Source organism: Streptomyces sp. NPDC026377, assembly GCF_055567715.1.
On record NZ_JBVHPV010000006.1, the window covers coordinates 248983 to 271851 of the forward strand.

A 22869-nucleotide genomic window follows, 5' to 3' on the forward strand; every position below is an offset into this window, starting at 1 on the left:
GGGTCACGTCCCCGTCGGGGCGCGGTGGGGCCGCGGTGGGACCGCGGGGAGCGCCTACCGCGCGTTGAAGTACTTCGCCTCCGGGTGGTGGATGACGATGGCGTCCGTGGACTGCTCGGGGTGGAGCTGGAACTCCTCGGAGAGGTGGACGCCGATCCGCTCGGGTTCGAGGAGCTCGGCGATCTTGGCGCGGTCCTCCAGGTCGGGACAGGCACCGTAGCCGAGCGAGAAGCGCGCGCCGCGGTACTTCAGGGCGAACATGTCCTCCACCTCGGAGGGGTCCTCGCCCGCGAAGCCGAGTTCGGCGCGCACGCGCGCGTGCCAGTACTCGGCCAGGGCCTCGGCCAACTGCACGGACAGGCCGTGCAGTTCGAGGTAGTCGCGGTAGGAGTCGGCCGCGAACAGCTCGGCCGTGGCCTCGCCGATCTTCGAGCCGACCGTGACGACCTGGAACCCGACCACGTCGGTCTCGCCGGACTCCTCCGGCCTGAAGAAGTCCGCCAGGCACAGCCGGCGGCCCCGGCGCTGGCGCGGGAAGGTGAAGCGCGTCCGCTCCGAGCCGTCCTCGTTCAGGATGATCAGGTCGTCGCCCTTGGAGACGCACGGGAAGTAGCCGTGGACGACGGCCGCCTCCAGCAGGTTCCTGGTGTGCAGCTGCTCCAGCCAGCCGCGCAGCCGCGGCCTGCCCTCGCTCTCCACCAGCTCCTCGTAGCTCGGCCCGTCGCCGGTCCGGTTCTGCTTGAGGCCCCACTGGCCCTTGAAGAGCGCCCCCTCGTCCAGCCAGGAGGCGTACTCCTTGAGGCCGATGCCCTTGATCACCCGGGTGCCCCAGAAGGGCGGCTCGGGGACGCGGTTGTCGACCGCCACGTCCGAGCGGACCGAACCCTCGGGCTCCTCCGGCTCGGGCAGGGCCGTCGTCCGCTTCGCCACCCGGCGCTGCTTGAGTTCGGGCAGGACCGCGCCGGGCACGCCGCGCTTCACCGCGATCAGCGCGTCCATCAGGCGCAGGCCCTCGAACGCGTCGCGGGCGTAACGGACTTCGCCCTCGTAGATCTCGTGCAGGTCCTGCTCGACGTACGCGCGCGTGAGGGCCGCGCCGCCGAGGATCACCGGGTAGTCGGCGGCCATCTTGCGCTGGTTGAGCTCCTCCAGGTTCTCCTTCATGATCACGGTCGACTTCACCAGGAGACCGGACATGCCGATGACGTCGGCCCGGTGCTCCTCGGCGGCCTCCAGGATCGCGGAGACGGGCTGCTTGATGCCGAGGTTGACGACGTTGTAGCCGTTGTTGGACAGGATGATGTCGACGAGGTTCTTGCCGATGTCGTGGACGTCGCCGCGCACGGTGGCCAGGACGATGGTGCCCTTGCCCTCCGCGTCCGACTTCTCCATGTGCGGCTCCAGATGGGCCACCGCGCTCTTCATGACCTCGGCGGACTGCAGGACGAACGGCAGCTGCATCTGGCCGGAGCCGAAGAGCTCGCCGACGACCTTCATGCCCTCCAGGAGGGTGTCGTTGACGATGTCGAGCGCCGGGCGGGTCAGCAGCGCCTCGTCGAGGTCGGCCTCCAGGCCGTTCTTCTCGCCGTCGATGATCCGGCGCTTGAGGCGCTCCTCCAGCGGCAGGGCGAGCAGCTCCTCGGCCTTGCCCGCCTTCATCGACTTGGTGCTGACGCCCTCGAAGAGCTCCATGAGCCGCTGGAGCGGGTCGTAGCCCTCGGCGCGGCGGTCGTGGATGAGGTCGAGGGCGACCTTGACCTGCTCCTCCTCCAGCCGCGCGATCGGCAGGATCTTGGAGGCGTGCACGATCGCGGAGTCCAGGCCCGCCTTGACGCACTCGTCCAGGAACACCGAGTTGAGGACGACCCGGGCGGCCGGGTTGAGGCCGAAGGAGATGTTGGAGAGACCGAGCGTGGTCTGGACGTCCGGGTGGCGACGCTTGAGCTCGCGGATGGCCTCGATGGTGGCGATGCCGTCCTTGCGGGACTCCTCCTGGCCGGTGCAGATGGTGAAGGTGAGGCAGTCGATGAGGATGTCCGACTCATGGACGCCCCAGGTGCCGGTGAGGTCGTCGATGAGCCGCTCGGCGACGGCGACCTTGTGCTCGACGGTACGGGCCTGGCCCTCCTCGTCGATGGTGAGCGCGATCAGCGCCGCGCCGTGCTCCACGGCCAGCTCGGTGACCTTGGCGAACCGCGACTCGGGCCCGTCGCCGTCCTCGTAGTTGACGGAGTTGATGACCGCGCGCCCGCCGAGCTTCTCCAGACCCGCCCGCAGGACGTCCACCTCGGTGGAGTCGAGGACGATCGGGAGGGTGGAGGCGGTGGCGAAGCGGCCGGCCAGCTCCTCCATGTCGGCGACGCCGTCGCGGCCCACGTAGTCGACGCAGAGGTCGAGCATGTGGGCGCCCTCGCGGATCTGGTCGCGGGCCATCTCCACGCAGTCGTCCCAGCGGCCCTCCAGCATGGCCTCGCGGAACTTCTTGGAGCCGTTGGCGTTGGTGCGCTCGCCGATCGCCAGGTACGAGGTGTCCTGGCGGAACGGGACGGTCTGGTAGAGGGAGGCGGCGCCGGGCTCGGGGCGCGGGCTGCGCTCGGTCGGGGCCATGCCCCGGACCCGCTCGACGACCTGGCGCAGGTGCTCGGGCGTGGTGCCGCAGCAGCCGCCGACCAGGGAGAGGCCGTACTCGCGTACGAAGGTCTCCTGGGCGTCGGCGAGCTCCGGCGCGGAGAGCGGGTAGTGGGCGCCGTCCTTGCCGAGGACGGGCAGTCCGGCGTTGGGCATGCAGGACAGCGGCACCCGGGAGTGGCGGGCGAGATAGCGCAGGTGCTCGCTCATCTCGGCGGGGCCGGTGGCGCAGTTGAGGCCGATCATGTCGATGCCGAGCGGCTCCAGCGCGGTGAGCGCCGCACCGATCTCGGAGCCGAGCAGCATGGTGCCGGTGGTCTCGACGGTGACCGAGCAGATGATCGGGACGCGGTAGCCGGCGGTGTCCAGGGCGCGCTGGGCGCCGAGGACGGCCGCCTTGGTCTGGAGCAGGTCCTGGGTGGTCTCCACCAGGAGCGCGTCGGCGCCGCCCGCGAGCATGCCCTCGGCGTTGCGCTGGTAGGCGTCGCGCAGGGTGGTGTACGGGGCGTGGCCGAGGGTGGGCAGCTTGGTGCCGGGGCCCATGGAGCCGAGCACCCAGCGCTGCTGCCCGGTGGAGGCGGTGAAGGCATCGGCCACCTCGCGGGCGATCCGGGCGCCCGCCTCGGACAGCTCGTACACCCGCTCGGAGATGTCGTACTCGCCGAGGGCGGAGAAGTTGGCGCCGAAGGTGTTGGTCTCCACGCAGTCGACACCGACGGCGAAGTACTCCTCGTGCACCGAGCGCACGATGTCGGGCCGGGTGATGTTGAGGATCTCGTTGCAGCCCTCGAGGTCCTGGAAGTCCTCCAGGGTGGGGTCCTGGGCCTGGAGCATGGTGCCCATGGCTCCGTCGGCCACCACCACGCGGGTGGCGAGCGCTTCGCGGAGCGCGTCGGCGCGGGTCCGGCTGTCGGCGGAAGGGGTCGGCAACGAGGCCATGGATGTGCTCCCTGGAGTGCGACGGCTGTCGGCTTTGCGGCGTCCGGGGGGAGGCCGCACCCGGTCAGGGTAACCGGGCACCGGCTCCCTGGGCACAGGTGTCCCACGGGGCGGACGGCGGGTGGGGCCGCCCGGGTGACCGCCGGACGGCCGGGGTGCGGCGGTCATCTGAACTGGCCGGATGGCGGCCGGAGCCGTCCATCACGGTGACACGGGGTCGGCAACGGCCGATACTGTTCAGCATTGTCGAACTCCATGTTCCAAAGGTGGGAGGAAGCGCGATGGCGCGCAACATCCAGTCGCTCGAACGGGCGGCCGCCATGCTGCGGCTGCTCGCGGGCGGCGAGCGGCGGCTCGGCCTGTCCGAGGTGGCCTCCGCGCTCGGCCTGGCCAAGGGCACCGCGCACGGCATCCTGCGCACCCTCCAGGCGGAGGGGTTCGTGGAGCAGGACCCGGCGTCCGGGCGCTACCAGCTCGGCGCGGAGCTGCTGCGCCTGGGCAACAGCTATCTGGACGTCCACGAGCTGCGGGCGCGGGCCCTGGTGTGGACGGACGACCTGGCGCGCTCCAGCGGGGAGAGCGTGTACGTGGGTGTTCTGCACCAGCAGGGCGTGCTGATCATGCACCACGTCTTCCGGCCCGACGACAGCCGCCAGGTCCTGGAGGTCGGGGCGATGCAGCCGCTGCACTCCACCGCGCTCGGCAAGGTGCTCTCCGCCTTCGACCCGGTGGCGCACACCGAGGCCGTGGAGTGCGAGCGGACGGCGTTCACGCCCCGCACGGTGACCGAGCCGGACCGCTTCGAGGAGCTGCTCGACCTGATCCGCGCGCGCGGCTGGGCCGGGGACACGGAGGAGACCTGGGACGGGGTGGCGTCGGTGGCCGCCCCCATCTTCGACCGGCGCCGGATGCCGGTGGGGGCGGTGGGGGTGACCGGGGCGGTGGAGCGCGTGTGCGCGGACGGCGAGATCCGTCCCGACCTGGTGGCGGCGGTGCGCGACTGCGCCCGCTCGGTCTCGCGCGACCTGGGCGCCGGCCGCTTCTGAGCGCCTGACCAGCCGCTTCCGGCCCCGCTCTGATCGTTTCCGATCCTGGCCGGAAGTTTCCGATCAATGTGGCCGAAAGATACCTGCTGGTAACGATCGGGATACCGGCCACAGAACCCTTGACGACACCTTCACACCGGGGCAACACTGCCGTTCATCGGTCGGCATTGTCGAACACCTAACGGCAATACGAGTTAGAGTGTGACAACGCCAAGGGCCGTCAAGCCCTCGACGTGAGGGCGCGGACCACCGGAGTCACCCGGGGTTCGCCTTCCCCTGGACGAAGGACAAAGGAGTCGCGGGTGTCCAGCTCCGACATCTTCACCGGCGAGATCATCGGTACCGCCGTTCTCATCCTGCTCGGCGGTGGCGTGTGCGCCGCCGTCACGCTGAAGAGCTCCAAGGCACGCAACGCGGGCTGGCTGGCCATCACCTTCGGGTGGGGCTTCGCGGTGCTCACCGGCGCCTACATCTCCGCACCGCTCTCGGGTGCGCACCTCAACCCGGCGGTGACGCTCGGCCTCGCGATCGAGGGCGGCACCGAGTGGAGCGACGTGCCCACCTACCTCGCGGGACAGCTGCTCGGCGCCATGATCGGCGCCACCCTGGTGTGGCTCGCCTACTACGGCCAGTTCCAGGCGCACCTGACCGACCCGGAGATCATCGGCGACCCGGCCGACCAGGCGATCGAGGGGCCGCACAACGGCGCCTCGCACGCCGGCCCGGTGCTCGGCATCTTCTCCACCGGCCCCGAGATCCGCAACGCGATACAGAACCTCACCACCGAGATCATCGGCACCGCCGTGCTGGTCCTGGCCATCCTGACCCAGGGCCTCAACGGCGACGGCAAGGGCCTCGGCGTCATCGGCGTACTGATCACCTCGCTGGTCGTCGTCGGCCTCGGCCTCTCGCTCGGCGGTCCCACCGGCTACGCCATCAACCCGTTCCGTGACCTGGGCCCGCGCATCGTGCACGCGCTGCTGCCGCTGCCCAACAAGGGCGGTTCGGACTGGGGCTACGCCTGGGTGCCGGTCGTCGGCCCGCTGGCCGGTGCCGCCCTCGCGGGCGGCCTGTACAACCTCGCGTTCGCCTGAGCCGTACAGCGTTGAGAAGCCGTAGAGACCTTCAGACCTCCAGGAGAAACCCGTGAGCGACACCCACACCACCGCCTCGCACGGCCACGGCCCCTTCATCGCGGCCATCGACCAGGGCACCACCTCCTCCCGCTGCATCGTCTTCGACAAGGACGGCCGGATCGTCTCGGTCGACCAGAAGGAGCACGAGCAGATCTTCCCGAAGCCGGGCTGGGTCGAGCACGACGCCGCCGAGATCTGGACCAACGTCCAGGAAGTCGTGGCGGGCGCCATCGACAAGGCGGGCATCACCGCCGCCGACGTCAAGGCGATCGGCATCACCAACCAGCGCGAGACCACGCTGCTGTGGGACAAGAACACCGGCGAGCCCGTGCACAACGCGCTCGTGTGGCAGGACACCCGCACCGACGCGCTCTGCCGCGAGCTCGGCCGCAACGTGGGCCAGGACCGCTTCCGCCGCCAGACCGGCCTGCCGCTCGCCTCGTACTTCGCCGGCCCCAAGGTCCGCTGGCTGCTCGACAACGTCGAGGGCCTGCGCGAGCGCGCCGAGCGCGGCGACATCCTCTTCGGCACCATGGACTCCTGGGTCATCTGGAACCTGACCGGCGGCACCGACGGCGGTGTGCACGTCACGGACGTCACCAACGCCTCGCGCACGCTGCTCATGAACCTCCACGAGATGGCGTGGGACGAGAAGATCCTCGCCTCCATGGACATCCCGGCGGCCGTGCTGCCCGAGATCCGCTCCTCCGCCGAGGTGTACGGCCACGCCAAGGGCGGCGTCCTGGACGGCGTCCCGGTCGCCTCCGCGCTCGGCGACCAGCAGGCGGCCCTGTTCGGCCAGACCTGCTTCTCCGAGGGCGAGGCCAAGTCCACGTACGGCACCGGCACCTTCATGCTGATGAACACCGGTGACAAGCCCGTCAACTCCTACAACGGCCTGCTGACCACCGTCGGCTACCAGATCGGCGAGCAGAAGCCGGTCTACGCCCTGGAGGGCTCCATCGCCGTCACGGGTTCGCTGGTGCAGTGGATGCGCGACCAGATGGGCATGATCAAGACCGCCGCGGAGATCGAGACGCTGGCCTCCTCGGTCGAGGACAACGGCGGCGCGTACTTCGTGCCGGCCTTCTCCGGTCTGTTCGCCCCGTACTGGCGTCCCGACGCCCGCGGTGTGATCGCCGGTCTCACCCGGTACGTCACCAAGGCGCACATCGCGCGCGCCGTCCTTGAGGCCACCGCCTGGCAGACCCGCGAGATCAGCGACGCCATGACCAAGGACTCCGGCGTCGAGCTGACCGCGCTCAAGGTCGACGGCGGCATGACCTCCAACAACCTGCTGATGCAGACCCTCTCGGACTTCCTGGACGCGCCGGTGGTGCGTCCGATGGTCGCCGAGACGACCTGCCTCGGCGCCGCCTACGCCGCCGGCCTCGCCGTCGGCTTCTGGCCGGACACCGACGCGCTGCGCGCCAACTGGCGCCGGGCGGCGGAATGGACCCCTCGCATGGACGCCGACCAGCGTGACAGCGAGTACAAGAACTGGCTCAAGGCCGTCGAGCGGACCATGGGCTGGATCGAGGACGAGGAGTAGATCGACCATGACCACCACGCAGAGCGTCCCTGCCCTGGGGACGCACCCGGCCTCCGGCTCCACCCAGAGCCGCGCCGAAACTCGGGAGCAGCTTTCCAAGGCGACATACGACCTCCTGGTGATCGGCGGCGGCATCCTGGGCATCTCCACCGCCTGGCACGCCGCGCAGTCCGGGCTGCGGGTGGCCCTGGTGGACGCCGGCGACTTCGCCGGCGCCACCTCCTCGGCCTCCTCCAAGCTCCTGCACGGCGGTCTGCGCTACCTGCAGACCGGCGCCGTGAAGCTGGTGGCCGAGAACCACTTCGAGCGGCGTGCGGTGTCGCGTCAGGTGGCACCGCACCTCGCCAACCCGCTCACCTTCTACCTGCCCGTCTACAAGGGCGGCCCGCACGGCGCGGCCAAGCTCGGCGCGGGCGTCTTCGCCTACTCGGCGCTCTCCGCCTTCGGTGACGGCGTCGGCCACCTGCTCTCGCCCTCCAAGGCCGCGCAGGACGTGCCGGAGCTGCGCACGGACAACCTGAAGGCCGTGGCCGTCTACGGCGACGACCAGATGAACGACGCGCGCATGGCCCTGATGACGGTCCGCGCCGCGGTGGACGCGGGCGCCGCGGTGCTCAACCACGCCGAGGTCACCGGGCTGCGCTTCACCCGGGGCCGCGTCACCGGTGCCGAGCTGCGCGACCGCCTCTCCGGCGACGAGTTCGGCGTCGACGCCCGTCTGGTGCTGAACGCGACCGGCCCCTGGGTCGACCACCTGCGCAGGATGGAGAACCCGGACGCGGCCCCGTCCATCCGCCTGTCCAAGGGCGCGCACCTGGTCCTCAAGCGCACCTCCCCCTGGAAGGCCGCGCTGGCGACCCCGATCGACAAGTACCGCATCACCTTCGCGCTGCCGTGGGAGGACATGCTCCTGCTCGGCACCACGGACGAGGAGTTCGAGGGCGACCCGGCGGACGTCGCGGTCACCGAGAAGGACACCGCCCAGATCCTGGACGAGGCCGCGTTCTCCATCCGCGACCAGCAGCTGTCGCGCGATCTGATCACGTACTCCTTCGCCGGTCTGCGCGTCCTTCCGGGCGGCCCCGGCGACACCTCCAAGGCCAAGCGCGAGACGGTCGTCACCGAGGGCCGCGGCGGCATGCTGTCGGTGGCCGGCGGCAAGTGGACGACGTTCCGCCACATCGGCCGTACGGTGATGAAGAAGCTGGAGCAGCTGCCCGGGCGCCCGCTCGGTGAGGACTTCGAGCCCATCTCCGCGCTGCCCGGCAAGCTGCCGCTGCCCGGTATAGCCAACCCGCGCGCCGTCGCCCACCGCCTGATGGTGGACGGCCCGGCGCCCGGCCCGCGCATGGCCGCCGACACCGCCAAGCACCTCGCCACGCACTACGGTTCGCTCTCCTTCGACATCGCGCGCCTGGCCAACGAGGACGCGGCGCTGGCCGAGCGGATCCACCCGGACGCGCCCGAGATCTGGGCGCAGGTCGTCTACGCGCGCGACCACGAGTGGGCCGAGACGGCCGACGACGTGCTGCGCCGCCGCACCACGCTGACGATCCGGGGCCTGGCCACGGACGAGATCCGCGGCAAGGTCGAGGACCTGCTCGGCAAGAGGGACTGACGAGGGTCCCGCCCGGCACATCAGCCGGAAGGGGCGGTTCCCACGGGGGGAGCCGCCCCTTCCGCGCTGCGCGAGCGCGGCCCGGAGACCGCGCTCTGCCCCGGAGTTCGCCGGTTCATGCGGGGATCACTGAGACGGGGAGGGGGCGTGCACGGGGGCTGCGGCGGGGTAGTGCTGAAGCCGTAAGGTTGGGGCGTACGCAAGAGAACTTCGGAGGGAGGCACTGGGTGATCGAGCTGGAGGGAGTTCCCGAGCTGGTCGACCCGGTCATGATCGCCGCGTTCGAGGGCTGGAACGACGCGGGCGACTCCGCCTCCTCGGCCGTCGCTCACCTGGAGCGCGAGTGGAAGGGCGAAGTCTTCGCCGCCCTCGACGCTGAGGACTACTACGACTTCCAGGTCAACCGGCCCACCGTGTTCCTGGAGGGCGGGGTCCGCCGGATCACCTGGCCCACCACCCGCCTCTCGGTCGTCCGGGTCGGCGGCGACAAACCGCGCGACCTGGTGCTGGTGCGCGGGATCGAACCGTCCATGCGCTGGCGCTCGTTCTGCAACGAGATCCTCGGCTTCGCGCACGAGCTGGGCGTGGAGATGGTGGTGATCCTGGGCGCGCTGCTGGGGGACACCCCGCACACCCGTCCGGTGCCGGTCAGCGGGGTCACCTCCGACCCCGACCTGGCTCGCACGATGGACTTGGAGGAGACCCGGTACGAGGGCCCGACCGGCATCGTCGGCATCCTCCAGGAGGCCTGCACCCACGCGGGCGTCCCGGCGGTCAGCCTCTGGGCCGCGGTGCCCCACTACGTGTCGCAGCCGCCGAACCCCAAGGCCACCCTCGCCCTGCTGAACCGGCTGGAGGACCTCATCGACCTGCGCATCCCGCTGGGCGAGCTGGCCGAGGACGCCCGGGCGTGGCAGCTCGGCGTGGACCAGCTGGCGGCCGAGGACAGCGAAGTGGCCGAGTACGTGCAGACGTTGGAGGAGGCGCGGGACACCGCGGACCTGCCCGAGGCGTCCGGCGAGGCGATCGCCCGCGAGTTCGAGCGGTATCTGCGCCGCCGCGACGGCGGTCCGGGGCCCGGTGGCCCGGGACCCGGCGGGCACGCCACGGACGGGGGCGAGTCCACGTCGTATCTGCGCGACACCAGCAGTGGCCGCACCCGGCCGCCGAAGCCGTCGCGCGAGGATCCGGAGGAGCCGGGCGAGGGCGAGTCGTCGGAGGGCTGAGCGCAAGCGTGCCGCGGGGGCGCCGGGGCATCCGGCCGCCCGCGTCGGCGAAGGAGTGGCCCGGTCGGCGGCGTCGTCGGCCCGGTCGCGGCGGTTCAGGGGCCCGGAGGCCCGCGGATACGGAAGGGCGCCGGGCGGGGCCACTGCCCGCCCGGCGCCCTGGCCGACACCGACTACAGCGCGACGCCGAGCAGCGCGTCGACGGCGCGGGAGACCACCCCGGGCGCGCTCTCGTCCGTACCGCCCTGCGTCCGCTGGAGCTCGGCCCACCGGTCCACGGCCAGGAGAGCCCTGGGGGCGTCCAGGTCGTTCGCCAGGGCCTCGCGGATCTCCTCGACCAGCGCGTCCGCGGACGGCCCGTCGGGGCGGGAGACGGCCGCACGCCAGCGCTCCAGCCGCTCCAGGGCGTCCTGGAGGACCTGGTCGGTCCACTCCCAGTCGGCCCGGTAGTGGTGCGAGAGCAGCGAGAGGCGGATCGCCGCCGGGTCGACGCCGTCGCGGCGCAGCGCGGAGACGAAGACCAGGTTGCCCCGGGACTTCGACATCTTCTCGCCGTTCAGGGCGACCATGCCGGCGTGGACGTACGCCCGGGCCATCGGGAACTCGCCGGTGAGCACCTGGGCGTGCGAGGCGCCCATCTCGTGGTGCGGGAAGGCGAGGTCGGAGCCGCCGCCCTGGACGTCGAAGCCCATGCCCAGGTGGTCGAGGGCGATGGCGACGCACTCGATGTGCCAGCCGGGCCGGCCACGGCCCAGGCTCGCGCCGTCCCAGCTCGGCTCGCCCTCGCGGGCGGCCATCCACAGCATCGGGTCGAGCGGGTTCTTCTTCCCCGGGCGCTCGGGGTCGCCGCCGCGCTCGGCGGAGAGCCGCCGCATGGCCTCGGCGTCGAGGCGGGAGACCTGCCCGAAGTGGGCGTCGCTCTCCACCGAGAAGTAGATGTCGCCGTCCAGCTCGTAGGCGGCGCCCAGGTCCCGCAGCCGCTCGACGAGCGGCACGATGCCCGGTATCGCCTCGACGGCACCGATGTAGTGCTCGGGGGGAAGCATCCGCAGGGCGGTCATGTCCTCGCGGAAGAGCGCGGTCTCGCGCTCGGCGAGCTCGGTCCAGTCGTGCCCGTCGCGGATGGCCCGCTCCAGGAGCGGATCGTCGACGTCGGTGACGTTCTGGACGTAGTGGACCTGCCGCTTGGTGTCGAGCCACACGCGCTGCACGAGGTCGAACGCGTTGTAGGTCGCCGCGTGACCCATGTGGGTCGCGTCGTACGGAGTGATGCCGCAGACGTAGATACGGGCGACGGGACCGGGGTCGAGGGTGACCAGACCGCCGGTCGCGGTGTCGTGGATCCGGAGGTCGCGGCCCTTGCCGGGCAGGGCGGGGACCTCAGAAGCGGGCCAGGCATACATGTCATGAGCGTAACCGGACGCACGCTCCAGATTCGAACCGGATAGGCGCTCTTGGCCGAATGAGGGGTCTTGCGCGGGCGCGGCCCGCCGTGCATGGATCCGGCTTGTCCCGTTACGTCCTCCGGCCGGGACTACACTGGTGGCCAGGGGATCGGCGGCCACTCACCGGACGGGCTGCGGTGCACCCCTTCGGCCAGCAGGGCCGCCACCCGGTCCCGCAGGGCGTCGAGCTCGGCGGCGGTGATCAGCTCCGCCAGTCGGGTGGCGAGCGGCTCCCCCGGCCTCAGCGCGGCGGCCAGCCCGGTCAGCGCCGCCACCGCTTCCGCCGTCAGCGGCTCGCCCGCCCAGCCCCACAGCAGGGTGCGCAGCTTGTCGTCGACGTTGAAGGTGACGCCGTGGTCGATGCCGTAGAGCCGGCCGCCCTCGGCGGGCAGCAGATGGCCGCCCTTGCGGTCGCCGTTGTTGATCACCGCGTCCAGGACGGCGAGCCGTCGCAGCCGCTCGTCGTCGGCGTGCACCAAAAGCGCCGTACGGCCCTCCCCCACGTCCGCGAGCCCGACCGGCTTCCAGCCCTCGTCCGGCTCCTCGCCGTCGACGAGCGCGAGCAGACCCTCCTGGTCACCGGCCTCCGCTGCCTCGGCGGGCCGCTCGATCCACAGCTGGACCATGCCCTCGCCGTACGGTCCGTCGCGCAGCACGGTGGGCGGCACCAGGTCCCAGCCCAGCGCCGCGCAGACCTCGTACGCGGCGACCTCGCGCTGGGCGAGGGTGCCGTCGGGGAAGTCCCACAGCGGGCGCTCACCGGCCACCGGCTTGTAGACGCAGTGGGCCTGCGCGCCCTCGTACGAGACGGAGCAGTAGAGCACCGCGTTGGACGCCTCGCGGATCCGGCCGAGGACGGTGAGTTCGCCCTTGGCCAGCAGGTCCACCGCCGTCAGGCTCCCCGTCGGTATCCGTTCTGGCGCGGGCATACGTGTCCTTCCGGGTCGAGCGGCAGGCTGCACAGCGGGCACGGCGGGCGGCCCGCGTTGACCACGTCCAGGGCGCGCTTGGCGAACGCGCGGGCCTGGGCGCCGGTGAGGCGCACCCGCAGCATCGGCGGGCCGTTCTCGTCGTCCTGGAGCAGCCGCTCCTCGGCCTCGGCGAGGTCCTCGTCGGAGTCGGCGTCGAGCTCGACCAGGGCCTGCGCCTCGATGACCATGCGCTGCTCCTCGCCGTCCCAGGCGAGCGCCATCGTGCCGACGCGGAACTCCTCCTCCACCGGCGAGTCCAGCGGCGCGGTGTCGGTGACATCGGCCGGGGCGACGGCCGGTACGGGCGCGTTGCCGCCGGTGCGCCGCACGACCTCGTCAAGGAGCTCGTCGATGCGCTCGGCGAGGGCGGCGACCTGGGTCTTCTCCAGGGCGACGCTGGTGGTGCGGCTGCCCGCGGACGCCTGGAGGAAGAACGTACGGCGCCCGGGCAGCCCGACCGTACCGGCCACGAAGCGGTCCGGTGGGTCGTAGAAGAACACCTGACGGGACACGTCCTGGTCTCCCTATGTCGGAAGTGAGCGATGAGCGCGGGCCCGGCGGGGCGGAGCGCGGTGTTTTCGGCCCGTCCACCCTACTGCGCCCGGCGATCACGGTGCTCCCGCGCCACCCCCCACGACGGCCCGGCCCTCATCGGCCGGCTCCGCGGCCGGGTCCCGCGGCTCCTTCGGCTCCCTCGGCGCGAGCGAGGCGAGGTCCCCGGTCTCCCCCAGTCGCACCAGGAACGGGCGCAGCCGGGTGTAGCGGATGACGGTCAGGGAACACGGTTCCACCGAGATCCGCTGAAAGAGGTCCAGATGCATTCCGAGGGCGTCGGCGACGACCGACTTGATGATGTCCCCGTGCGAGCACACGAGGAACACGGCGTCCGGCCCGTGCTCGGCCTCCACGCGCGCGTTCCACTCGCGCACCGCCTCGACGGCCCGGCGCTGCATGGCCGGCATCGACTCGCCGCCCGGGAAGGCCGCGGCCGACGGGTGCTGCTGCACCACCTCCATCAGCGGGTCCTCCACGAGCTCGGCGAGCTTGCGGCCCGACCAGTCGCCGTAGTCGCACTCGCTGACGCGCTCGTCGGTGTGGAGCGCGAGGCCGGGCCGGGCGTCGAGGAGCGGGCGCAGGGTCTCGCGGCAGCGCTCCAGCGGGCTGGAGACGGCGGCGGCGATCGGCAGTCCGGCGAGCCGGGCGGGCAGCGCGGCGGCCTGGGCGGCCCCGCGCTCGTCCAGCAGCACACCGGGCGTGCGCCCGGCCAGCACGCCCGAGGTGTTGGCGGTGGAACGTCCGTGACGTACGAGGATCAGCGTGGCCATGTCCGCCAGCGTAGGCCGAGCGGCGCGCGGGGGTGCGGGCGGTACGGCTTCGCGGAAGAATGCGCGCCGTGATCGTCGACTGCGCCATCTACCGGGACGGCCGCCGCACCGAGGGCCCGCCGGACTACTCCGACGCCCTGGACAAGGCCCGTTCGGCCGGGGACGGGTTCGTCTGGCTGGGCATGTACGAGCCGACCGAGGACGAGTTCGAGCTGGTCCGCAGCGAGTTCGGGCTGCACGCGCTGGCGGTCGAGGACGCGCTCTCGGCGCATCAGCGGCCCAAGCTGGAGATGTACGACGACTCGATGTTCGCGGTCCTCAAGCCGGTGACGTACGAGGCGGAGAGCGACACCGTGAGCACCGGGGAGCTGATGCTGTTCATCGGCGACTCGTTCGTGGTGACCGTCCGGCACGGCGAGGGCTCCCCGCTGCACGACGTGCGCATGCGTCTCGAGGCCGAGCCCGAACTGCTGCGGCACGGCCCGAGCGCCGTGCTGTACGCGGTGAGCGACGCCATCGTGGACCACTACATGGAGGTGGCCGCCGAGCTCCAGACGGACCTGGAGGAGCTGGAGGCGGAGGTCTTCGCGCCGGTCGGCCGCGAGAGCAGGGGCCGCGCCCCGAGCAGTGGCACGGTCGCCTCCCGGATCTACACCTTCAAGCGGCAGGTGCTGGAGTTCCGCCGGGCCACCGGGCCGCTGACCGAGCCCATGCAGCGGCTGTCCGGGGCCGGAGTGCCGTTCGTGGACGACCAGGCGCGGCCCTTCTTCCGCGATGTCAGCGACCACCTCACGCGCGCCAACGAGGGCGTGGACAGCCTGGACCGGCTGCTCTCGGACATCCTGTCGGCCCATCTCGCGCAGATGGGCGTGCGGCAGAACGACGACATGCGCAAGATCTCCGCGTGGGCGGCGATGGCCGCGGTGCCGACGATGGTCGCGGGGATCTACGGTATGAACTTCACACACATGCCCGAACTCGACTACGTCTGGGCGTATCCGGCGGTCCTGGCGCTGATGGTGCTGCTCGAAGTGGGGCTGTACCGCACGTTCAAGCGCCGCGGCTGGCTCTAGGGCTCCCAGGACCGCCGGGACTCGGCCTCGTCACGCGAACTCCGGGGCCGGGACCGCCGGTCCGCCCAGCGCGTCACGGCGTTCGGGCATGGTCAGCGAGACCATCCGCCGCCAGCCCGCGGCCCGTTCGTAGGCGTACAGCCCGTGGACGCCTGCCGCCAGCGCCGCTGACTTGGCCCCGGGCCAGCCGAGGAGGCGGCCCATGTGCCCCATCACGGCGAGGCCGACATCGCGGTGGACGCGGATCTCGGTGAGCGCGCACTCGCGCAGCACCCGCTGGATGGTGCGGCCGTGCCCGGCGCGGGCCAGACGCAGCAGCTCCTCGTGGCAGTACGCGAGGTGGTTGTCCTCGTCGTCGCTGATCATCCGGATCGCCCGGCCGATCTCGGGGTGGTCCCCGAAGTGCCGCACCAGCATCGCCATCTGGTCGGCGGCCCGCTGCTCGGTGACCCGGCTGTGGGCGAGGTACGTGACGATGTCGCGCTCGGTGAGCGGCCGCTCGGCGCGCAGTCTTTCGTGGGCGAGGCCGATGCCGCGGCGCTCCAGGAGCATCGTGTAGTCGGTTGCGGCCGGTACCGGCACCGGGGTGAGGCCGCGCTTCTTGAGCAGGGCCCGGAAGATCCGTCCGTGCTTGTCCTCGTCGGCGCCGTGCCGGGCGATCCTGGGGGCGAGGTGGGCGAGCTCCGACGGGACCAGGGCGGAGATACGGCCGTTCTCCCAGCCACCCTGGCTCTCGCCGCTGGCCGCGATCGAGCAGAAGAGCCGGAACGACTCGTCATGGTCGAGGATCTCCTGGAACAGGCTCTTGGCCGAAAGCATCGCCGTACCTCCGCATGACTCCCGCACAGACATCTGCAAAGAGCCAGTCAAGTGCTCAGGACAGAACGGGGCAACAGGGGTGCTTCTCCACTGGGCCGAACGATGGAACACGCCGGGGCGCCCCTGCCCGTAACCGACCCGGCGCACGGCGCGTTGTTGAGGGTGACGGCCGTGGCGGGGAAGACCCCCCGAGCCCCCACCACGGCCGCAGACTTCCCCCCGAATCCCCCGCTCCCCGCCTACGCCAGTCCGGCGTGCTCGAGCGCCTCCACGCCCGCGCGCAGGGCCGCGACGCGCTCGTCGAGGGTGAATCCGGCCGGGGCGAGGGTGAGGGTGGTGACCCCGGCGGCGGCGTAGGCCCGCATCCGGTCGGCGATGCGCTCCACCGAGCCGAGCAGGGTGGTGGAGTCGATCAGCTGGTGCGGGATGGCGGCGGCCGCGCCCGCCTTGTCACCGGAGAGGTACTTCTCCTGGATCTCGGCGGCCTCCTTCTCGTACCCCATGCGCTGCGCCAGCTGGTTGTAGAAGTTCTGCTTGCGGCTGCCCATGCCGCCCACGTAGAGCGCGGTGTACGGGCGGAACATGTCGGCCAGCGCGCCGACGTCGCCGTCCGCGCCGAGCGCCAGCGGCAGCGTGGGGCAGACGTCGAAGCCCTCCAGCGTCCTGCCCGCCTTCTCGCGGCCCGCCCGGATGTGGCGGATCGCGGTGTCCTCCAGATGGTCGGCGGAGGGGAAGATCAGCAGCGCGCCGTCGGCGATCTCGCCGGTCTGCTCCAGGTTCTTGGGGCCGATCGCGGCGATGTAGAGCGGGATGTGCTCGCGCTCGGGGTGGACGGTGAGCTTGAGCGCCTTGCCGGGGCCGCCGGGCAGCGGAAGCGTCCAGTGCTCGCCCTCGTAGCTGAGCCGCTCACGGGTCATCGCCCGGCGGACGATCTCCACGTACTCCCGGGTGCGGGCGAGCGGCTTGTCGAACTTGACGCCGTACCAGCCCTCGGAGACCTGCGGGCCCGAGACGCCCAGGCCGAGGCGGAAGCGGCCGCCGGAGAGCGAGTCGAGGGTGGCGGCGGTCATCGCCGTCATCGCGGGCTGGCGGGCCGGGATCTGAAGGATCGCGGAGCCGACGTCGATGCGCTCGGTCCGGGCGGCGACCCAGGCCAGGACAGTGGGCGCGTCCGAGCCGTAGGCCTCGGCGGCCCAGCAGACGTCGTAGCCGAGCCGGTCGGCCTCCTGGGCGACGGCGAGATTGTCGCCGTCCATTCCGGCGCCCCAGTAGCCGAGGTTGATCCCGAGCCGCATAACGGTCCCCTTACTGATCAGTAACGTCCCTGTTCGGGGGACTCTAGCGCGCGGGCGGGCGCCGGGGCAGGGCTCCCGGAGCCGAGTTGTCCACAGGCCCCCACCGGCCGTGGCCGTGGCCAGTAATCTCAGCGCCCATGGAGCTAAGGCACCTGGGCCGTACGGGCCTGCGCGTATCCCGGATCGGGCTGGGCACCCTCACCTGGGGCCGGGACACCGGCGAGCACGACGCCGCCGGTCTGCTGAAGGCGTTCTGGGAGGCCGGCGGCACCCTGATCGACACGGCGGACGTGTACGGGGGCGGGGACGCCGAATACCTGCTGGGTCGGCTGGTGGAGCGGCTGGTGCCGCGCCGCGACCTGGTCATCGCGACCAAGGCGGGCAGCGTGCCCGACCCGGACCGGCGCTTCGACTGCTCGCGCGGCCATCTGCTCGCCGCGCTCGACGAGTCGCTGGAACGGCTCGGCACGGACTACGTCGACATCTGGCAGGTACACGCCTTCGACCCGGCGACCCCGCTCGACGAGACGCTCCAGGCCCTGGACATCGCGGTCAGCAGCGGCCGGGTGCGGTACGCGGGCGTGTCCAATTTCTGCGGCTGGCAGCTGGCCAAGGCCGCCACGTGGCAGCTGGGCGCGCCGGGCGTGCGGACCCGGCTGGCGAGCACGCAGATGGAGTACTCGCTGCTCCAGCGCGGGGTGGAGCGGGAGGTGCTGCCGGCCGCGCTCGACCTCGGGATCGGGCTGCTGCCGTCCTCGCCGCTGGGGCGCGGGGTGCTGACGGGGAAGTACCGCACCGGCACCCCGGCGGACTCCCGCGGTGCCTCCGCGTCCCTCGCGCCCTTCGTCGCGCCCTATCTGGACGAGGCGGCGAGCCGGATCGTCGACGCGGTGGCGACAGCCGCGGACGGCCTCGCGACGACGCCGCTCCAGGTCGCGCTCGCCTGGGTGCGGGACCGGCCCGGAGTGACCGCGCCGATCGTCGGCGCGCGCAACGCGCAGCAGCTCGCGTCGGCGTTGTCAGTGGAGGCGCTTAGTCTTCCAGACGAGATCTGCCGGGCGCTGGACGATGTGTCGGCGCCCGTGCACCGCTATCCCGACCAGGACTGGAGCACCTTGTGACCGCGCTTCCCCCGGGGACGGCCCCCGGAACCCCGGCCGAGGGCGCCCTCGGCGCCGCGGGTGCCACCGGCACCGACAACGGCGGGGCCGGTGTGGCCGAGGCCGCCGACACGCCCGGAGGCGTGGGGGAGGCCGTGGGCATGGCTGAAGGCGACGGGGAGGCCGGTGACACGCCCGAGGGCGTCGGCCAGGCCGGTGACGCCGGTGCCGGTGGTGGCTCCCTCCCGGAGGGCGCGGCTGAGGACGACGGCAGCGGCAACGGGGAGGGGGAGGGGGAAAGCGGCGCGGCAGCCACAGGCGACGCCGGAGCCGCGAGCGATGCCGCCGCGCTTTCCGAGGCGCAGGCCGAGCTGGCCGCGCAGCGTGAGCTGCGGGCGCGGATCGAGGCGCGCAAGGCCGATAAGGAGGGGCCCGTCGCGGCCGGGACCAAGCTGAGCGGGCAGGCCGCCGATCTGCTCGCGGCCGTCCGCGCGGTCGAGAGCGGCGAGAAGCCGGGCACGTCCTTCTTCGCCTCCGCCCCGGCCCCCCGCCGCCCCGCCCCGGTTCCGACCGCTCCCGCGCCCGTGCGGACGCGGGCGCCGGAGCCCGCGCGCGCGGCGGGGCCCGAGGCGCTGGCCGCGACGCGGGCGGTGCTCGGTGAGGGAGGCGCGCCGGACTCGCTGGCCGCGCAGGTCACGGACGCCCTGGGCGAGCAGGCGGCCGATGTGCTGCGGGCCGACCCCTGGCAGCTGCTGGCCGTGCCCGGGGTCCGCCCCGAGCAGGCCGACGGCTTCGCCCGGGCGCTCCTGGGCGACGCGTGCGGCCCGGACGACCCGCGCCGGGCCGCCGCGCTGGTCGCCTGGACGCTGGAGCGCGCCTCCGTCCAGGGCCACACCGCGCTGCCGATCGCGACCGTGAAGGCGGCGCTGGCCGAGCGTTCGCTGCCGGACCCGGACGAGGCCGTGCGGCACGCGGTCAGCGAGGGCGTGGTGCTGGTCTTCCAGGACGGCGAGGCTTCCCTGGACGGCGAGCCGGGCACCGGCGAGGAAGCCGCCGCGACGGACGAGGCGGAACACGAAGACCCGGCGGAACAGACGCGGGAAGGGCAGGAGACGGCCCCCGTCGAGGTGCTGCTCGGTCTCGACCGGTACGCGCTGGCGGAGGAGAGCCTCGCCGACGGCCTGGCCCGGCTCGCCAACACCCCGGTGAAGGACGACGACGGCGCCTGGGAGAGCGCCGCGACGGCAGCTCCCTCCCCGTCCGCCGCCGAGCTGATCCGCGCGGTGGCGGGCGCCGGCCTGGTCACCCACTCGGGCGGCGAGGCCGCCCGCGCGGAGTCGGCGGCCGTGGTCACCGCCGCGCACGGCCTCGGCCTGCGGGCGGCGGCCGCCGTCCACACCCGGGACGGGCGGCGCAGGCTCGCCGCGGCGGTGGGCGCCGGGCGGGCGTTCACCGTGGCCGAGCTGCTCTCCGCCGAGGGCCCCGGCCGGGACGAGGACGGGGCGCTCGCGCTGGACGTCCTGGTGGTGCAGGACGCCCCGCAGTTGGACGTGGAGGGCGCGGCGATGCTCGTCGAGTCCCTGCCGGACGGCTGCCGGCTGGTGCTCGGCGGGGACCCGGAGGTGCTGGGTTCGGCGGGCGCGGGCCGGGTGTTCGCCGATGTGCTGGCGGCCCGGGCGGTGCCGCACGTGGCGTCGCGCACCCCCGACCCCGGTCCGCTGGGCGAGCTGGTCTCCGGGATCGGCGCCGGCGAGCTCGGTCAGGTCGAGGCGCCGGGCAAGGAGGTCGTGATCGTCCCGGTGCGGGACGCGGGCGAGGCGGTGCACCGCTGCGTCCAGCTCGTCGCGGACTCGGTGCCGCGCGCGCTCGGGGTGCCCCCCGAGCAGACCCAGGTGATCACGGTGGGCCACGGCGGCTCGGCGGGTACGCGGGCGCTCAACGCGGCCCTGAAGCAGCGGCTCAACCCGGGTCCCGGCCGGTTCGGGGGCTTCGACCCGGGTGACCGCGTGGCGTACGCGGAGGCGCCCGGGCGCACCTCGGTGGGCGTTGTCGGCTCGGCGGGCCCGGACGGGCTGCACCTCGACTGCGGGGGCGAGCGGCTCGTCGTCCCCAAGGAGCGGGTCGAGTCGGCGCTGCGGCACGGCTGGGCCCTCACCGCCCACCAGGCGGCCGGGACGCGCTGGCCCGCGGTGGTGGCGGTACTGCCCGGGGACGCGGCGCGGGGCCTCAGCCGGGCGTGGGTCTACACGGCGTTCGGCCGGGCAGAGCGCCATCTGTCCGTGGTGCACGGCGTGGACCAGGCGCTCCCGCGCGCGGTGGCGGAGGTGCCCGCCCCGGCGCGTACGACACGGCTCACGCCCCTTCTGACGGCCCTGCTGCGCCCGTCCGGGACGGAGTAGCCCCGGGCCGTCCGAGGCCCGCACACGACAGCCTCCGTGCCCGCGAAGGGGTACGGAGGCTGTCGACGGCAGGGCGTGGCGCCCGAGGGGTCAGGGTGCCGCCCCCGGCAGGTCGTCCTCGTCCTCCAGTTCGTCCTCGTCGAAGACCGCGCTGACGTCGAACCGGCACACCACCCGCTGGGGGTCGGCGTGGTCGAAGGGCGTGCTCAGCCACTCCCCCGGCTCCGGCAGCTCGTCCGCCGCCGACACCCACAGCGTGGAGTCGCCCTCCTCCAGGCCGAACTCCTTGTGCCGGGAGGCGATCTCGTCCGGTTCGTACTCCCCGAAGAGCACGCCGAGCGCCGCGTGCACGCTCGTGCCGACCACCGCCGCCGCCCGGTCGCCCTCGGCCGGCTCATCGGCCTCCGGGTCCAGGTCCGCGATCCGCTGGGCCTGGGCAAGGAGCCGCTGGGGCTCCACCACCGCGTAGTCGCGGCGGATCAGGACGCTCAGGGCGTTCGGCTCCTCGGGGCCCGTGTAGGGCGGCAGGGAGTCGTCGGCGCCCGGGATCTCGAAGGGGGTGACCTCGTCGTACCGGTCGTAGAGCCGCTCGTCGTACGCCTCGGCAGCGGCCGCCAGGGCGTTGAACGCGTCGTACACGGCCGGATCGTCGTCCCCGGTGCGGCGTTCCACCGCCTCCAGGTGGCGGTCCAGCGCGGCTTTGACCGCGTCGGCGGCGGCACGTACCTCGGCAGCGGAGGGCTGCGCAGCATCAGACATAGTGCAGACGCTATCCGTACCGGGGCTCTGCCCGCACAATAGATGCGATGCCGGAATACGAATTTGTCGACGTGTACGTGCCGCGCGGGGTGTCCCGCAAGGAGACCACACGTCTGTTGACCGACCACGCCGAGTACGGACACTGGGAACTGGAGCGACTGAGTCTGCTGCGTGACGGCAGCCGCAGGGTGCGGCTGCGCAGGCGGATCATCCGCCAGCTGCGCGCCACGTGGTGAAGGACCCCGGACGACGAGAACGGGATGAAAACGGATCGGGCCCCGCGACCGCGGGGCCCGATCCGTTCTGTCCGGTTCCTGCCGCTCCGGGAGCGGCTTCGCCTACGCGCCGGAGCGGGCGCGGCGGTAGAGCGTGGTTCCGGCGAGGAGCAGGCCCGCACCGGCCGGCAGGGCGATGCCCATCAGGTCCGAACCGGTGTGCGCCAGCGCGCCGGCGGCCTGCGGGGCCGTCAGGGCCTGGCTGCCCGGGGTGTGCGCGGCGGCCGAGGTGGCCGTCCCGCCCGGGGTGTGCGGGTGCTGTCCCGGCTTGGTCCGGTGGATCGGCTTGACCTGGTCCCCGGGCTTGCCCGGGTGGTGGCTGCCGGGGTGGTCCGTGTCGCACGGCTCACCGGGCTTGCCGGGGTGGCCCGGCTTTCCGGGGTGACCGGGCTTGCCGGGGTGCCCCGGCTTCCCCGGGTGGCCGGAGTGGTGCGGCGGCCGGTGGTCGTCGCCGGAGACATTGGCGCAGTCGTTGCCGAAGACCGGGTTGAGGGCCCCGATCACGGTGACGCCGTTGCCGCAGGCGTTGACGGGGACGTCGACGGGCGCCTGGACGCTGTTGCCGGAGCCGACGCCGGGCGAGTGGCTCGCGCCGCCGCGGGCCGTGGCCCCGCCGGCGCCGTGGTGCGAACCGCCCTTGTTGACGCAGGTGTTGCCCATCGCCGGGTTGAGCAGCCCGATGATGTTGACGGTGTTGCCGCACGCGTTGACCGGCACGTGCACCGGGGCCTGGACCGCGTTGCCGGACAGGGCGCCCGGGGAGTCCTTGGCGCCCCCCTTCGCCGCGGAGTCGGCGTGTGCGTAGCCGCTGCCCATGGCGATGACGCCGGTGGCGGCGGCCATGGTGATCAGGCCTTTTTTGGTGACCTGTCGCATAGGTTGTTCCCTGCCTTCTACCTACCGGGTGTTCCCGGACGCCGGTGCGCCCGGGAGGGGTGCCTGGCGGCCCCGGAGCGCATGGGGCGCACTCCGGGGCCGCCTGGCTCGGACCTCACGGGGTCAGGCTCGACGTCACTTGTTGACGCAGGTGTTGCCGAAGGCGGGGTTCAGCAGCCCGATCACGGAGATCGTGTTGCCGCACACGTTCACCGGCACGTGGACGGGCACCTGGATGACGTTGCCGGAAGCGACGCCCGGGGAGTTCACCGCGGCGCCCTGGGCACCGGCGTCGGCGACGGCGAGGCCGGCACCCGCGAGAACGAGACCACCGGTGACAGCCGCAGCAGCGACGACCTTCTTGATCATTATTTTCCTCCTTGTTGG

At 72.6% G+C, this 22869-nt stretch carries 19 protein-coding genes; 9 read left to right on the forward strand and 10 right to left on the reverse strand.

The features are described 5' to 3' along the window. Window positions 1–54: 54 nt before the first annotated feature. Entirely contained in the window at window positions 55–3567 is a 3513-nt protein-coding gene (metH, locus tag ACZ4MU_RS15745) for a methionine synthase (protein WP_467876041.1), read from the reverse strand. A gap of 281 nt (window positions 3568–3848) precedes the next feature. On the opposite strand from metH, the gene ACZ4MU_RS15750 reads away from it, so the two are divergent. The 5 genes from ACZ4MU_RS15750 (at window position 3849) to ACZ4MU_RS15770 (ending at window position 10145) form a co-directional block, all read left to right on the forward strand. Further along, the gene (locus ACZ4MU_RS15750; protein WP_467876043.1) at window positions 3849–4613 is read left to right on the forward strand and encodes an IclR family transcriptional regulator; all 765 of its coding nucleotides are present in this window, start codon (window positions 3849–3851) and stop codon (window positions 4611–4613) included. Between the two features lie 302 nt (window positions 4614–4915). Continuing rightward, on the forward strand, window positions 4916–5707 hold the full coding sequence (locus tag ACZ4MU_RS15755; protein WP_467876046.1) for an MIP/aquaporin family protein: 792 nt from the start codon (window positions 4916–4918) through the stop codon (window positions 5705–5707). A gap of 52 nt (window positions 5708–5759) precedes the next feature. Further along, window positions 5760–7301, forward strand: coding sequence for a glycerol kinase GlpK (gene glpK, locus ACZ4MU_RS15760; protein ID WP_365110406.1), 1542 nt, complete (start codon window positions 5760–5762; stop codon window positions 7299–7301). Between the two features lie 7 nt (window positions 7302–7308). Beyond that, the gene (locus ACZ4MU_RS15765) at window positions 7309–8919 is read left to right on the forward strand and encodes a glycerol-3-phosphate dehydrogenase/oxidase (protein ID WP_467876049.1); all 1611 of its coding nucleotides are present in this window, start codon (window positions 7309–7311) and stop codon (window positions 8917–8919) included. 227 nt (window positions 8920–9146) lie between these two features. Next, a complete protein-coding gene (locus tag ACZ4MU_RS15770; protein WP_467876052.1) occupies window positions 9147–10145 on the forward strand; it encodes a PAC2 family protein in 999 nt (332 codons plus the stop codon). 173 nt (window positions 10146–10318) lie between these two features. On the opposite strand, the gene mshC is transcribed toward ACZ4MU_RS15770, so the two are convergent. From mshC to ACZ4MU_RS15790, 4 genes are all read right to left on the reverse strand, one after another. Next, window positions 10319–11548 carry a cysteine--1-D-myo-inosityl 2-amino-2-deoxy-alpha-D-glucopyranoside ligase gene (gene mshC / locus ACZ4MU_RS15775; protein ID WP_467876055.1) on the reverse strand — a complete coding sequence of 410 codons (1230 nt, stop codon included), beginning with the start codon at window positions 11546–11548 and terminating at the stop codon, window positions 10319–10321. A gap of 131 nt (window positions 11549–11679) precedes the next feature. Further along, entirely contained in the window at window positions 11680–12519 is an 840-nt protein-coding gene (locus ACZ4MU_RS15780; RefSeq protein WP_467876058.1) for an SCO1664 family protein, read from the reverse strand. Continuing rightward, on the reverse strand, window positions 12483–13073 hold the full coding sequence (locus ACZ4MU_RS15785) for a DUF3090 domain-containing protein (RefSeq protein WP_385535481.1): 591 nt from the start codon (window positions 13071–13073) through the stop codon (window positions 12483–12485). Before ACZ4MU_RS15785 ends, ACZ4MU_RS15780 begins: the two co-directional genes overlap by 37 nt. A gap of 96 nt (window positions 13074–13169) precedes the next feature. Further along, the gene (locus tag ACZ4MU_RS15790; protein ID WP_467876061.1) at window positions 13170–13886 is read right to left on the reverse strand and encodes a histidine phosphatase family protein; all 717 of its coding nucleotides are present in this window, start codon (window positions 13884–13886) and stop codon (window positions 13170–13172) included. A gap of 59 nt (window positions 13887–13945) precedes the next feature. Here ACZ4MU_RS15790 and corA point away from each other — a divergent pair, with 59 nt between their 5' ends. Further along, window positions 13946–14959, forward strand: a complete 1014-nt coding sequence (gene corA, locus ACZ4MU_RS15795; RefSeq protein ID WP_467876063.1) for a magnesium/cobalt transporter CorA — start codon at window positions 13946–13948, stop codon at window positions 14957–14959. A 30-nt stretch (window positions 14960–14989) separates the two neighbouring features. Here corA and ACZ4MU_RS15800 read toward each other — a convergent pair whose 3' ends face one another. Both ACZ4MU_RS15800 and ACZ4MU_RS15805 read right to left on the reverse strand, forming a co-directional pair. After that, window positions 14990–15778 (reverse strand): ferritin-like domain-containing protein, encoded by a 789-nt coding sequence (locus ACZ4MU_RS15800; RefSeq protein WP_467876065.1) that lies wholly within the window; start codon window positions 15776–15778, stop codon window positions 14990–14992. A 239-nt stretch (window positions 15779–16017) separates the two neighbouring features. Then, window positions 16018–17073 carry an LLM class F420-dependent oxidoreductase gene (locus ACZ4MU_RS15805; RefSeq protein WP_467876068.1) on the reverse strand — a complete coding sequence of 352 codons (1056 nt, stop codon included), beginning with the start codon at window positions 17071–17073 and terminating at the stop codon, window positions 16018–16020. A gap of 137 nt (window positions 17074–17210) precedes the next feature. Here ACZ4MU_RS15805 and ACZ4MU_RS15810 point away from each other — a divergent pair, with 137 nt between their 5' ends. Both ACZ4MU_RS15810 and ACZ4MU_RS15815 read left to right on the forward strand, forming a co-directional pair. Beyond that, window positions 17211–18194, forward strand: coding sequence for an aldo/keto reductase (locus ACZ4MU_RS15810; protein ID WP_467876070.1), 984 nt, complete (start codon window positions 17211–17213; stop codon window positions 18192–18194). After that, window positions 18191–20572 carry a helix-hairpin-helix domain-containing protein gene (locus ACZ4MU_RS15815; protein WP_467876073.1) on the forward strand — a complete coding sequence of 794 codons (2382 nt, stop codon included), beginning with the start codon at window positions 18191–18193 and terminating at the stop codon, window positions 20570–20572. Before ACZ4MU_RS15810 ends, ACZ4MU_RS15815 begins: the two co-directional genes overlap by 4 nt. Window positions 20573–20662: 90 nt before the next feature. Here ACZ4MU_RS15815 and ACZ4MU_RS15820 read toward each other — a convergent pair whose 3' ends face one another. Then, window positions 20663–21331, reverse strand: coding sequence for a hypothetical protein (locus tag ACZ4MU_RS15820; protein WP_467876075.1), 669 nt, complete (start codon window positions 21329–21331; stop codon window positions 20663–20665). Between the two features lie 47 nt (window positions 21332–21378). On the opposite strand from ACZ4MU_RS15820, the gene ACZ4MU_RS15825 reads away from it, so the two are divergent. Further along, window positions 21379–21567 carry a DUF5703 family protein gene (locus tag ACZ4MU_RS15825; RefSeq protein ID WP_344075348.1) on the forward strand — a complete coding sequence of 63 codons (189 nt, stop codon included), beginning with the start codon at window positions 21379–21381 and terminating at the stop codon, window positions 21565–21567. Between the two features lie 102 nt (window positions 21568–21669). Here ACZ4MU_RS15825 and ACZ4MU_RS15830 read toward each other — a convergent pair whose 3' ends face one another. Together ACZ4MU_RS15830 and chpH are read right to left on the reverse strand one after the other, a co-directional pair. Further along, window positions 21670–22482 carry a chaplin gene (locus ACZ4MU_RS15830; RefSeq protein WP_467876077.1) on the reverse strand — a complete coding sequence of 271 codons (813 nt, stop codon included), beginning with the start codon at window positions 22480–22482 and terminating at the stop codon, window positions 21670–21672. Between the two features lie 135 nt (window positions 22483–22617). Then, the gene (gene chpH / locus ACZ4MU_RS15835; RefSeq protein WP_467876079.1) at window positions 22618–22851 is read right to left on the reverse strand and encodes a chaplin ChpH; all 234 of its coding nucleotides are present in this window, start codon (window positions 22849–22851) and stop codon (window positions 22618–22620) included. Window positions 22852–22869: the final 18 nt, after the last annotated feature.

Bases quoted from the DNA above. Each gene is read 5' to 3' on its own strand.
- ACZ4MU_RS15800 (WP_467876065.1), bottom strand. From the start codon at position 15,778: ATGCTTTCGGCCAAGAGCCTGTTCCAGGAGATCCTCGACCATGACGAG.
- ACZ4MU_RS15790 (WP_467876061.1), bottom strand. From the start codon at position 13,886: ATGGCCACGCTGATCCTCGTACGTCACGGACGTTCCACCGCCAACACC.
- ACZ4MU_RS15830 (WP_467876077.1), bottom strand. From the start codon at position 22,482: ATGCGACAGGTCACCAAAAAAGGCCTGATCACCATGGCCGCCGCCACC.
- ACZ4MU_RS15810 (WP_467876070.1), top strand. From the start codon at position 17,211: ATGGAGCTAAGGCACCTGGGCCGTACGGGCCTGCGCGTATCCCGGATC.
- corA (WP_467876063.1), top strand. From the start codon at position 13,946: ATGCGCGCCGTGATCGTCGACTGCGCCATCTACCGGGACGGCCGCCGC.
- chpH (WP_467876079.1), bottom strand. From the start codon at position 22,851: ATGATCAAGAAGGTCGTCGCTGCTGCGGCTGTCACCGGTGGTCTCGTT.
- ACZ4MU_RS15825 (WP_344075348.1), top strand. From the start codon at position 21,379: ATGCCGGAATACGAATTTGTCGACGTGTACGTGCCGCGCGGGGTGTCC.
- ACZ4MU_RS15765 (WP_467876049.1), top strand. From the start codon at position 7,309: ATGACCACCACGCAGAGCGTCCCTGCCCTGGGGACGCACCCGGCCTCC.
- ACZ4MU_RS15820 (WP_467876075.1), bottom strand. From the start codon at position 21,331: ATGTCTGATGCTGCGCAGCCCTCCGCTGCCGAGGTACGTGCCGCCGCC.
- ACZ4MU_RS15805 (WP_467876068.1), bottom strand. From the start codon at position 17,073: ATGCGGCTCGGGATCAACCTCGGCTACTGGGGCGCCGGAATGGACGGC.
- ACZ4MU_RS15780 (WP_467876058.1), bottom strand. From the start codon at position 12,519: ATGCCCGCGCCAGAACGGATACCGACGGGGAGCCTGACGGCGGTGGAC.
- metH (WP_467876041.1), bottom strand. From the start codon at position 3,567: ATGGCCTCGTTGCCGACCCCTTCCGCCGACAGCCGGACCCGCGCCGAC.
- mshC (WP_467876055.1), bottom strand. From the start codon at position 11,548: ATGTATGCCTGGCCCGCTTCTGAGGTCCCCGCCCTGCCCGGCAAGGGC.
- ACZ4MU_RS15750 (WP_467876043.1), top strand. From the start codon at position 3,849: ATGGCGCGCAACATCCAGTCGCTCGAACGGGCGGCCGCCATGCTGCGG.